The sequence below is a fragment of the Caballeronia sp. dw_19 genome (assembly GCF_018449515.1).
Taxonomy (GTDB): domain Bacteria; phylum Pseudomonadota; class Gammaproteobacteria; order Burkholderiales; family Burkholderiaceae; genus Caballeronia.
Map to the genome: position 1 here is coordinate 21,252 of NZ_JAAVUQ010000006.1, position 11,742 is coordinate 32,993.

Sequence of the window (11,742 nt, forward strand, 5' to 3'; positions counted from 1 at the left end):
TGCTTGGCCCTCAGTAGGGAACCGCTTCATGTCTCAGAATAATGCGCACTATATCGACGTGGATGCCGCTGATCTGCGTACGCCGGGGTCCGCCAGCGCGCCATCGATTCGAAAATATCGCAATTACATTGCGGGTCAATGGTGCGATCCCTTATCGGACGACTGGTTTGGCTCGGTCAATCCTGCAGACGGCAAGGTATGGGCACACGTACCCAAGGGCGGCGCAAAAGATGCGGCGCGCGCGGTGCAAGCGGCACGCAGCGCGTTCGCGTCGCCGGCCTGGCGCGCACTGACGGCAACCGCGCGGGGTGAACTGTTGTACCGTGTCGCCGCGGTGTTCGAGAGCCGCATCGAGGAACTGGCGCACATCGAAACACGCGACAACGGCAAGCGTCTCGCGGAAGTCATTCCGCAACTGCGCTATCTGCCCACCTATCTTCGCTACTTTGCCGGCTTGGCCGACAAGATAGAAGGGGCGGTCATCCCGGTCGATGTGGCCGGCGTCTTCAATTTCACGCGGCACGAGCCGCTCGGCGTGGTGGTGGCGATAACGCCGTGGAATTCGCCGCTGATGCTGGCGATCTGGAAGCTTGCGCCCGCGCTTGCCGCGGGCAACACCGTGGTGCTCAAGCCGTCCGAACACGCGTCGATCTCATCGCTGGAATTGGCACGCGTATTCGAGGATGCCGGCATGCCGCCTGGCGTCGTCAATGTCGTCACCGGCTGGGGGTTTGACGTGGGTGACGCGCTGGTGCGCCATCCGGATGTTGCGGCAATCAGTTTCACCGGCTCGGAGATCGGCGGACAAACGATCGCCGCCGCAGCTGCGGTGGACGTTAAACGGGTGACGCTCGAACTCGGCGGAAAATCACCGCAACTGGTGTTTGCCGATGCGAACCTCGATGATGCGGTGAACGGTGTCGCAAGCGGCATGTTCTCCGCGCTCGGTCAATCGTGTATCGCCGGGTCGCGCTTGCTGGTCCACGCGAGCATTCACGACGAATTTGTCGAGCGCCTCGTCGCGCTGATGCGTAATGTGCGGATCGGTGACCCCTGCGACCCGGCAACGCAGATCGGCCCGGTCGCCACGCAAGCGCAGTATCAAAAAGTCCTGCAATTTATCGATGATGCGAAAAGCGAGGGCGCGCGATGCGTGCTGGGCGGCGGCCCGGCGACCGAGCCGCGCTGCCAGGGCGGCTGGTTCGTCGAACCGACAATTTTCACCGACGTGAAGCCGCAGATGACGCTATTTCGCGAAGAAGTCTTCGGCCCGGTGCTGGCCGTCTCGCGCTTTGACGACGACGCGCAAGCGACGCTGCTCGCAAACGACACCAGGTACGGCTTGGCGGCCGGCATCTGGACACAGGACATGTCACGCGCGTTCAGGCTGTCCGAACAGATCCAGGCGGGTACGATCTATATCAACAGTTATCGCCACGTCAGCATGATGTCGCCGGTGGGCGGCTTCAAGCACAGTGGCTATGGACGCGAGAACGGCATCGAGGCAATCAAGGAATTCCAGCAGGTCAAAAGCGTCTGGATAGGGCTTCAACCCGTGCCGAACGCATTTCCCGCCCCCGCTGTTTGACGCGAGGCGTAGCCACCTCTATCTCATCAAGCATCGGGCATTGAAACCATGACGACTGCAAAATCACCGTTTCACCCAGGCAAGGTTTCCTGGTCGGGCGACAATCCGGGCATCTACCTGAAAGAACGGGAAGACGGCCCCTACGTCACATTGATGGTGTATTTCCGCATCGTCCTGTCACCGCATGGGCCAGGCACCGCGATGTTGCTGCTCGAAGCACCGCACGAGAGTGCACCGGCGGCAGGTATCAAAAATGTGCTGCTCGGCGACAATCCCGCGTTGACGCATTATTTGTTCGATGAGTTTTGCCGGCATTTCGGCGTGTTCCGCAACCTGCCCGCGATGGCCACGCCGACGCTCATGCCGCTTGACAGCGTGAGCGAGAGCGGCGACGCACGCTCGGCATTCACGGTAACGTTGCGCAGCGGCAGCGACGTGTTCGCTCTGCACTGGGACGATCTCGCCGAGCCGTTTGCCGCCGCGGTGTCGCCCGCGCAATCGGCGACCGGCCATCACGAAATGTATAGCTGCTTTATCGAAGCCCGGCAGGCGTCGATCACCGTGAATGGCCGGCGCCTGGCAGGCAAGCCGATCATCCGGGACTTCATGGGGCGGCCCAGCAGTTCCGCGTTCCTCGCGTTCTCGGAAACCTGGACCCGCGAAGCCGGTTAGGCGAACGCCTCTTAGGCGAGTGCCCGGAATGCCTCGCCGAATTCACGCCGGCGCGCGGCGCTATGCAATATGTCGAAATCTTGCGGGTAATGCTCGCCCGGCACGACCTGCAGCACCACGAAGATCGGGCCTTGCTGCTTGAGCACATCGCCGATTTCGGCGGAAAACTGAGCAAGGCCGGCAAACGTATAGGTGTGTTTGTAGCCCGCTGCCTGCGCGAGCGCGGCGAAATCCACGCAGCGTGCGCCGGGTATCGGATGGCTGCCGTTGGCCTCATACGTCCCGTTATTGCAAACAAAATGAATCAGGTTCGATGGCGCGACGTCGGCGATCGTGACCAGCGTGCCGAGATTCATCAGCAAACTGCCGTCGCCATCCAGTACCAGAATGCGTTTGTCGGGTCGCCCGAGCGCCAGGCCGAGCGCGTGTGACGACGCTTGCCCCATCGCCCCGACACCGAGATAGGTCAGCGCACCGGGTTTGATCGCAATCCATTCGAATGCAGCCTGAAACACCGGGACGACGATTTCATCGGTATGGTGTTGCGCCAGCACCTTCAGACACTCATCGCGTTTCATCATCACTTACTCCGGACTTTGGGTAACCACGAACACGAACGGCTGCGAGCTCTCGTAGGCGTGCTCGAACGCCGCCTTGATCTGCCCGGCATCCTGTCTCGCGCCGAGACGCGCATGGCGGACTTTCATTACGTCGAGAATCGGTTCGACGATCCGGATGCCGACCTTGCCGGAGTCCGGCGGCGCGCGGTTCGGCTCCATCCCCTGCAACCCGACGATCATGCAGATCGGCAGTTCGTACTCGACGGCGATCGCCCGGATCGCGTTGATCGAATCGAGCAGACCGGTATGCTGCATCAGCAACACCGCGCGTTTTCCGGCAAATGCGAGCCCCGCACAAATCGATACGCCCTCGTCTTCCTTGCAGACGCGCACCAGACGCAACGACGCATCGCGCGAGATTGGCCACAATAGGTTGTCGCTGGTAACGATGTCCGGCACCGATACGACTGTCTCGATGCCGCACTGCTTGATGGCCGCGATGATGTCGCTGCCGCGAACCCCGCCACCGTTTGACTCTTCCGTCATTCGAGTTCCCCCCGCTTGTGTGTCAAGCCGAATGCCCCAAGCGCCGGTTTGCCCGGCGGACAACGTCACAGCAGCATGCGGCCTGATCGCAAAAAAAGCCCACGGCTTCTGCAAATGCTGATCCGCCATCATGATCGTCCGCAGTCCGTTACATATCAAATTCTATTTTTTACTGCTCGATTGTGCGTATGTTATGCATCCAGCCGCCGGATTATTGCCGCTGGTAAGATGCGATCCAAAAGGGTAGCCAACCATGATCGAGCTGAGAGTCCTGAGGATTTTTCTCGCCGTGGCCGAGAGCCGCAGCTTTACGCTCGCGGCCAAGCATCTGGAGAAGACCCAGTCGGCGGTGTCGCAGGCGGTTCGCCAGCTCGAAGAAGAACTCGGCGTCGTGCTGATCGACCGCGACAGCCGGCCGATGGCGCTGACGGCTTCGGGCTTGACCTTGCGCGATCGAGCCTATCAGCTGCTCGAGGATGCGGACGCGCTGGTCGGCGCGATTCGGGAGCAGGGTAACAACAAAATTCAGGAAATACGCGTTGGGGTGGTCGATTCGTTTGCGGCGGCAGCCAGCGTCGAACTCATCGAATTCCTGCTTGGCTACGCGACCAATCTTTCGGTCTGGACCGGCATGACGGCGCGGCTCGGCGACGCGCTGATGCAGCACAAAGTCGACATGATCATCACCAACGATTCGCTCGACGACGTCGAAGGCCTGGATCGATTCGAATTGCTGCGGGAACCCTTTGTCATGCTGGCGCCGAAGAAAATCGCCAGCGCGGGCGGTGCGCTGAGCCTGCCCGAGCTCGCGCGCAACTATCCGATGATCCGCTATAACCCGCATTCGATTCTCGGCATGCAAATCGAACGCCTTCTGCGCTCGCAAAATGTGCATGCAACGCGACAGCTCTCGGTCGATCAGACCGATACGCTGGTCGCTATGGTCGCCGGCGGCATCGGCTGGTCGATCACGACACCATTGTGCTTATTGCAGGCGCGCACGCATCTGGCGAATGTCGATATTCTGCCGCTTGGCGAGCCGCTGTTTTTCCGGCGCCTGGTGCTCGCTTCGCGCAGCGGCGAATACGGCGACCTGACCGAACGGCTCGCAGCGCTCGCCGGGACGCTTCTGGCTACCCGCGTGTTCGATCAAATGAAACTGTTGATTCCCTGGGTCGCGGACAAGGTCTCGATCAAATATGCGGAATCGGCCCCCGTGCGAGACGCATGTATCACCCGGCCAGACAGCGCGTCTGCCGCTACCGTGACGGCACCGCTCGAACGATCGTAGGGCGACGCGATCGTCGCCGCGAATTAAAATTCTTTATCGTGCGTTGACGCTTTGCCTTATGGCCCGCACTTTCCACTAGGGTGCCGGCGTTGCGTGAGCCTATCCTGAATACCCTTAAGGCTTGCACGGCATCCATGTCTTTCAAAAATCAGATCGATCCCGACCGCTCCCGCGCTGATCAGAGCGCCATCGAGCGAATGCTCGCGGCGCAGCCGCAGTGGCAAGGCGTGGTTCAAGCGCAGGCGGTTCTCGAACTCGACGGCCAGATGCTGCTGCACGCAGGGCCGCCGGTGCGCGATCCGCGCGAGCTGACAACGCCGTTGCTGAACTCAGCCGTGATGGCAGTCCTGTTCGAGGGCTGGGCGCAAGATCAGGCAAGCGCGCAAGCATTGCTGCGATCCGGAAAAATCAGGCTCGAGCCGGCCCAGGATCGCCACGTGGCCGTCCCGCTGGCCGACGTGCTGTCGCCCTCGATGTTCGTTCAGGTGGTGGCTGCGCGCGACAATCAGGATTGCCGTGCGTACAGCCCGTTGAACGGCGGCGGCACGGAGGTCATACGGGTGGGTTTGTGCAATCCCGCAGTGCTGGAGCAGTTGCGCTGGGTCAACGGCGAGTTGGCGGCGACGTTGCGCGAGGTGTTCGGCGATCCGCTCGCACTGATCGAATTAGCTGACACCGGCCTGTCGCTCGGCGACGACTGTCATGGTCAGACGGCGCACGCAACCGACGCGCTGACGCAGCTATTGTCACAACGGCTCGGCAGTGCTGCGGCCGACGTGCGTTGTCGAACCTTCCTGCAGCGCTCGCCGGGCTTTTTTTTGAATCTCTGGATGGCCGCCACCAAATGCATCATGCGCGCCGCACAGGGCATTGCGGATTCAAGCGTGATCACCGGCATGGGCGGCAACGGCTTCGAATTCGGCATTCAACTCGCTGGCCGGCCGCGCCACTGGATCACCGTGCCGGCGTCGCCGCCCCTCGCGGTGGGCGCACCGTTCGATGCGACGCGAGCGCTGGGCGCGATCGGTGACAGCGCGATCGTCGACGCGTTCGGGTTTGGGGCGATGGCGCCGGGCCATGCGCAGCGCAGCGCGCAGGCACTGTCGTCGATTGCCGGCGGCGCGACGTTGTCACCGCAGGCATTCCTGGCCGCCCATCCCGGTTTTCCGCTTAGCGGCGCGCGTGTCGGTCTGGCCGCCGCGACGGTCTGCGAACAACAGGCCGCGCCGATCATCAGCCTCGGCGTGCTCGACAACCGTGGCATCGACGGGCGGCTGGGGCCCGGTTTGTATCAGCCGCCCGTCGCCGTATTCATGACGGCCTGCGAAGCATTACGGAACAGCCAATGACGTCTCCCAATGAACTTGATGCGGTACAGGCCGCGGCCGCGATCCGTGCGGGTCAACTGACATCGGAACAATTGGTTCAGGCCTGTCTCAATCGCGTCGATGCGCGCGAAAACGTCGTGGGCGCATGGCAGCATCTGGATCGCGAAAAAGCGTTGCAGGAAGCACGTGCGCGTGATGCGGCACCGGGCAAAGGGTTGTTGCACGGTCTGCCGATAGCGGTCAAAGACATTATCGATACGGCCGAGCTGCCGACCGGTTATGGCTCGACGATCTACCATGCCGCCCAGCCGTCGTGGGACGCCTCGTGCGTGAACCTCGCCGGTTGGGCAGAGGCATGCCTGGAATCGCGCTAGCGTTTTACGACACGTACCATTATTCGCAAATAGCGCGACGACATGAGATCCTGGCAGTGTCTGGTATGCGGATTCATCTACGACGAAGCGCTTGGGCACCCGATGACGGCATTCCGGCCGGCACATCGTGGGGCGACGTTCCAGCGGATTGGGTCTGTCCGGAATGCGGCGTAGCCCAAGACTGATTTTGAGATGGTACTGCTCGACTAGTAAGCGTAGCCGTAGACTTGGTTGTCAGCTGTTCCCGGCGCGTTGATACGACGGCATGAACTCGGCTGTCAACGCGATAAATTGCTGAGCGATCCGCGAAAGCGGCTTATGGGTCGGCCGTAGAATGCCGACCTCCTCCGGCAACGCCGGCTCGAAGCGCCGAACCATCACACCGTCCGCCATCGCTTTTGAGAAAAATGGCGGAACGATCGACACGCCGAGACCCGCCCCGACCAAGCTGAAGATCGTCTCCGCGGTCCGCGCATCGATCTTCAGCTTGCGGCGAATCAACGCGGCGTCGAATATCTGGTCAACTCTAAAGCGGTAAGTGGAATCGGACTTGAATGAAATAAAGTCCTCGCCGGCCAGATCACGCGGCGCAATGCATGCGTTGGCGGCCAACCGATGGCCGATCGGCAGCAGGCAAACCGAGTCGGCCCTGAGCAACGGCGTTGTTTCGATATGCGCGCTTTCGACCGGCAGCGACGCAATGCCCAGATCGCATTGCAGCGAAACGAGCCATTCAAATACGCGCTGCGATGACTGAACCTCGAGCGACACCGCCACATCCGGATACGCAGCGGTAAAGCGTAACAACAGCGCCGGCATGATGCTCGACGCGATGCTCGGCAGTGTGATCAAGCGCAAATGGCCGGCACGAAATTCGTGGATCGCCTTGGCCGCCTCACTGACGTCGCGCAGCCCGACGAACGCGCGGTGCACCTCGTGCAGCAACGCGCGCGCTTCGTCGGTCGGAACGAGCTGCCGGCCAGTCCGATCGAACAGCATGAAACCGATCTCCGACTCCAGATCGGAGAGCATCCGGCTCACGACCGGTTGCGATACATGCAGCATCTCGGCGGCCTGGGTAACCGTGCCGGTCGCCATGATGGCGCGAAATGCTTCGATCTGACGGAACGTCATGGCCATCGTATGCCGTCACCTGATGATGTATTTTCGGGATGAAATACCGCAACGGCGCGAGAGCGGATGAGCTTTCGCGCGATGCGGCCGCATTTTACTTGATCAAAAGAACCGTCATCAACCGCGCGGCAATGCCCGTGCAGTTTGCGGCCGCCGTTTCAGTCTTCGTCATTGGGATAGGGGCAGGCCTCGCTGCCCGCCCCCTCCCACACCACCGTGCATACGGGTCCGTACACGGCGGTTCGGATCGGTTGCCCGGCTATATGAATCCAACCGATGGAAGTCCAGGCGATTGGAAGTAACGATCAGACAGCGCAATAGCGACTAGATGGACACGCGGTCTGAAGCCGCAGGACCATGAGCTTGAGCTTTATCGATCGAGCGGGTCTGCGTGCTAGATGTCGCCCGCAGGCACGACTCATCCCCCTTTGGGTAGGAAAAATTTCAGCCGTCTCGCTCTGCACCGCTCGGTGGGCGAACCCGCAATCCGGCTGGAGCCGGCAGAAAATTTCTGGGGAGAAAGTTGCCCCAAGTCGCCTCGTTAGTCTGCACCCAGCTATCCGACAAGACCATCGTGGCCAGTCCAGAGAATGATTTTCAGCGCCAGGCTTGCGTGAAATCGCTGACCACGCGCGCCAGATGGGCTTGCATCGCCTGGCGGGCCTCGGCTGGATCACGGGCCATGATGGCAGCGAAGATCCGCTGATGATCTTCCTGCGACGCCACCCGTAATGCCGTCGTATGAAAGTGTTCCTCGATCTTGTCCCACAGAGGATCGCTGCGCGCGCAGTCCCACATTGCGGTGACCATGTGCAACAACACGGTATTGCCCGTGGCTTGTGCGATGCACAGGTGAAATTGCCGGTCTGCGGCGTCGTTGGCCTGCTTGTCGTGCATGTTCTCGCGCATCGTGGTGAGCGCGAAAAAGATACGATCGAGATCGCTGTCTTTGCGCTCCACGGCCGCGAGCGCCGCTACTTCGGATTCGATCAGGGCACGCGCTCGCAGCGTTTCGATCGGCCCCGGGCCGCGTGGCAACTCGAAGCTCACCGGTCGCGCGCCCAGGTCAGCCGCCACATAGATCCCTGAGCCACCGCGTACTTCCACGACACCCTGGACTTCCAGCGCGATGATCGCTTCGCGCACCTGCGTGCGGCTGACGTTGAATTTGTCCGCCAAGGTGCGCTCCGAAGGCAGTCTCGATCCCGTTTCGAAGTCGCCCGCCGCGATCAACGCGTGAATCTGCTTCGCGAGGCCGATGTAAGAACGATCCGCGCCTTCTGCATCCTGTCTCTGGGTGAACGGTTGGAGGGAGAGGTCAGTCATTGAGTGCTCGTATATTGGCGTATCGAGGAGCGAAAAACAGCTTCCGGCTCATGCCAGAAATGGTACACCAATTCGGCGAGACCTCTCATTTCGACTGCTGTGAGCGACTGCTGCGAGCGGCACGATATGTCAGTGAAAATCAGGACGCGGCTGGGCTGACGTTGTGATTCACTGGTAAACCACTATCGCGTCGAATTGGTCAACCAATCATAATTCGGCAGCTTCAGGGGCTCGCCGCATGCGCGCCTCGATGCATCAGGGCTGTGCAATCAATGAAAGGAGTGAAGTCGTGAAGATGTCTTTCCGGTGGTACGGCGAGTCCGATCCCGTCACGCTGCAATACATTCGCCAGATTCCCGGCATGACGGATATCGTGTCCGCCATTTACGACGAACCGGTTGGCGAAGTGTGGCCCGCGCAGAAGATAGCGGCCCTGAAATCGATGATCGAGCAGGCCGGTCTGCGCTTCGAAGTGATCGAGTCCGTACCCGTGCACGAGGACATCAAGCTCGGCAAACCGAGCCGTGACCGGCTCATCGCGAACTATCAGCAGACCATCCGGAACCTCGGGGCAGCCGGCATCAAGGTCATCTGCTACAACTTCATGCCGGTATTCGACTGGACTCGCACGGACCTGTCAAAAACGCTGGAAGACGGCTCGACTTGCCTCGCGTTCAGCACGAAGGAAATCGAAGAGATCGACCCGAGCAACGGCATTGCACTGCCTGGTTGGGATTCGAGCTACAGGCCCGAACAATTGAAGGCCTTGCTCGCCGACTATCGCGAAGTCGATGAAGCCAGGCTCTGGGAGCATCTGGAATATTTCCTGAAGGCGATCATTCCTGTCGCCGAGGAGAGCGGCGTGAAGATGGCGATTCATCCCGACGATCCGCCACGTCCCATCTTCGGTTTGCCACGCATCGTCAAGAATCGCGATGACCTCGCGCGGATCGTCGGGATCGTGGATTCGCCGGCGAATGGCTTGACTCTGTGTTCCGGCTCGCTTGGCGCCGGACCGCAGAACAACGTAGAAGCGCTGGTGCGCGAGTTCGGCGGCATGGGGCGCATCCACTTCGCACACATCCGCAACGTGAAGATCACGCCCGAGGGCGATTTCGAAGAGTCTGCCCATTTGTCCAGTTGCGGTTCGCTGGATATCGCCGCGATCGTGAAGGCTTACCACGACACGGGATTCACCGGTTATTTCCGGCCAGATCATGGCCGCATGATCTGGGGCGAGACCGGCAAGCCTGGCTACGGTTTGTACGACCGGGCTTTGGGCGCCGTTTATATCAATGGCTTGTGGGAAGCAATCGACAAGCTGTCCTGAAGCGCAAGCCGGAATAAAAACATTCAACGAGGACGCCGGCGGAAGGTTCGGCTGGCGTAGCAAAACAATATCCAGGACGGAGACTTCCATGCCACGCATCCGATGGGCCATGATTTTCATGTGCTTCCTCGCCAACGTCATCAACTTCGTTGATCGGGCCAACCTGGCGATCGCGGCGCCCAGCATTCGGGCGGAGTTAGGTCTGGACGCGGTCGGCATGGGCCTCGTGCTGAGCGCGTTCTTCTGGACATATGCTTTTCTGCAACTGCCCGCCGGATGGTTCATCGACAAGGTCGGCGTGCGCGTGAGTCTCGCTTTGGCGGTGGGCTGGTGGTCGATCTTCACGATCGCGACGGGAGCGGCGCGTGGTCTTGCCCAGCTCGTGGGCGTTCGGCTGATGCTCGGCGTCGGGGAAGCAGCGGCGATTCCGTCGTTTGCGAAGGTTGCCTTCAACTGGTTTCCACGAGGCGAACGGGGCCTGGCGAGCAGTATTTTCGACAGCGGTTCGCGCGTCGGATCCGCCCTGTCCCTGCCGCTGGTTGCATGGTTGATCTCCGTGGTCGGATGGCGTGGATCGTTCGTGATGACGGGCGGCCTCGGGATTGTGTGGGCCGCCGCCTGGTGGTTCATTTATCGCGACCCGGAGCGCTACCGCGCTATTGCGCCTGAAGCGGTCGATGCCTTGCTCTCGCAGCGCGGTTCGCCTGCCACAATCGCCGAGGCCAATTCCGCCGAATCAATCTCATGGCTCGACCTGTTTCGCTACCGGACGGTGTGGGGCATGATGATCGGCTTGTTCTGCCTGAATTTCGCGATCTACTTTTTTATCACGTGGTTTCCGAGCTATCTGCTGCAGTCGCGTGGTTTCTCGCTGGCGTCGTTAGGGACTTGGGGCATGATGCCGGCGCTGCTGGCGATTCCCGGCGGCTGGCTTGGCGGCCTGGTGTCGGACGGTTTGTTCAAACGCGGATGGAGTGCGACGGCCGCGCGCAAGACATGCCTTGTGCTTGGCATGTTGCTGTCATCGTCGATCGCGCTGTCCGCGTACGTCGAGAGCATCTGGGCGTGCCTGGCGCTGTTTTCGTTGGCCTACGCGAGTTTGTCGTTCGCCGGCGCGAACGTCTGGACCCTGGTTGGCGAAGTTGCACCTACGCCGGCTCATGTCGCCTCGCTTGGCGGTATCCAGAACTTTGCCGGTAACCTCGCAGGGATCTTTATCACGACGTTCACAGGCGTCATGCTGACGATCACCAAAGGTTCGTTCGCGATCCCGCTCGTGGTCGCGGGTTCGCTATGCGTGGTCGGCGCGTTGTCGTATCTATTCGTTGTGGGGAAAGTCGAACCGCTGCCGTTGCTGCCGCGTGGTCATGCGAAGAAAATGGCCGAACGAGAGGCGGTTTGACTGAGCAGTTCGACCAACGGTTTTTCGAACTATGTATATGGCCATGGTCGCGAGCGGACCCGACGGCAGTGATACCGCGCGCAGCCTGGTGGGCGAAATTGATCGAGTGGAGGCGTTGTACGGGGTTTTGCCGCAGTAAGGGAATCGGTAAGAGTGGGACGGAACAGAGAGGAATGCTTATTTCGCAAGAT

The 11,742-nt window shown here is 60.9% G+C and carries 11 protein-coding genes and 1 pseudogene; 8 read left to right on the top strand and 4 right to left on the bottom strand.

Annotated elements, in window-relative coordinates; all coding sequences use genetic code 11:
- Positions 1 to 28 precede the first annotated feature (28 nt).
- Entirely contained in the window at positions 29 to 1,588 is a 1,560-nt protein-coding gene (locus tag HB376_RS10285) for an aldehyde dehydrogenase (protein WP_218627223.1), read from the top strand.
- A 48-nt stretch (positions 1,589 to 1,636) separates the two neighbouring features.
- The gene (locus HB376_RS10290; protein WP_213763559.1) at positions 1,637 to 2,260 is read left to right on the top strand and encodes a hypothetical protein; all 624 of its coding nucleotides are present in this window, start codon (positions 1,637 to 1,639) and stop codon (positions 2,258 to 2,260) included.
- An 11-nt stretch (positions 2,261 to 2,271) separates the two neighbouring features.
- Here HB376_RS10290 and HB376_RS10295 read toward each other — a convergent pair whose 3' ends face one another.
- Together HB376_RS10295 and HB376_RS10300 are read right to left on the bottom strand one after the other, a co-directional pair.
- On the bottom strand, positions 2,272 to 2,841 hold the full coding sequence (locus tag HB376_RS10295) for a thiamine pyrophosphate-dependent enzyme (RefSeq protein WP_213763560.1): 570 nt from the start codon (positions 2,839 to 2,841) through the stop codon (positions 2,272 to 2,274).
- 3 nt (positions 2,842 to 2,844) lie between these two features.
- Complete coding sequence (locus HB376_RS10300; RefSeq protein WP_213763561.1) at positions 2,845 to 3,366, bottom strand: thiamine pyrophosphate-binding protein; 522 nt, start codon at positions 3,364 to 3,366, stop codon at positions 2,845 to 2,847.
- Positions 3,367 to 3,619: 253 nt separating this feature from the next.
- On the opposite strand from HB376_RS10300, the gene HB376_RS10305 reads away from it, so the two are divergent.
- The 4 genes and pseudogenes from HB376_RS10305 (at position 3,620) to HB376_RS10320 (ending at position 6,569) form a co-directional block, all read left to right on the top strand.
- Complete coding sequence (locus HB376_RS10305; protein ID WP_213763562.1) at positions 3,620 to 4,657, top strand: LysR family transcriptional regulator; 1,038 nt, start codon at positions 3,620 to 3,622, stop codon at positions 4,655 to 4,657.
- Between the two features lie 134 nt (positions 4,658 to 4,791).
- Positions 4,792 to 6,006, top strand: coding sequence for a DUF1116 domain-containing protein (locus tag HB376_RS10310; protein ID WP_213763563.1), 1,215 nt, complete (start codon positions 4,792 to 4,794; stop codon positions 6,004 to 6,006).
- Positions 6,003 to 6,359: an amidase family protein gene (locus HB376_RS10315; RefSeq protein WP_213763564.1), complete on the top strand. Its 357-nt coding sequence runs from the start codon at positions 6,003 to 6,005 to the stop codon at positions 6,357 to 6,359. The genes HB376_RS10310 and HB376_RS10315 overlap by 4 nt, the downstream gene beginning before the upstream one ends.
- Positions 6,360 to 6,401: 42 nt before the next feature.
- Positions 6,402 to 6,569, top strand: a pseudogene (locus tag HB376_RS10320) (rubredoxin).
- A gap of 24 nt (positions 6,570 to 6,593) precedes the next feature.
- On the opposite strand, the gene HB376_RS10325 reads toward HB376_RS10320, so the two are convergent.
- Positions 6,594 to 7,499 carry a LysR substrate-binding domain-containing protein gene (locus HB376_RS10325; RefSeq protein WP_213763565.1) on the bottom strand — a complete coding sequence of 302 codons (906 nt, stop codon included), beginning with the start codon at positions 7,497 to 7,499 and terminating at the stop codon, positions 6,594 to 6,596.
- A gap of 591 nt (positions 7,500 to 8,090) precedes the next feature.
- A complete protein-coding gene (locus tag HB376_RS10330; RefSeq protein WP_213763566.1) occupies positions 8,091 to 8,819 on the bottom strand; it encodes a FadR/GntR family transcriptional regulator in 729 nt (242 codons plus the stop codon).
- A 289-nt stretch (positions 8,820 to 9,108) separates the two neighbouring features.
- Between HB376_RS10330 and uxuA the strand changes: the two genes are divergently transcribed.
- On the top strand, positions 9,109 to 10,149 hold the full coding sequence (gene uxuA, locus HB376_RS10335; protein ID WP_213763567.1) for a mannonate dehydratase: 1,041 nt from the start codon (positions 9,109 to 9,111) through the stop codon (positions 10,147 to 10,149).
- Between the two features lie 88 nt (positions 10,150 to 10,237).
- Entirely contained in the window at positions 10,238 to 11,551 is a 1,314-nt protein-coding gene (locus tag HB376_RS10340; protein WP_213763568.1) for an MFS transporter, read from the top strand.
- The last annotated feature ends 191 nt before the right edge of the window (positions 11,552 to 11,742 follow it).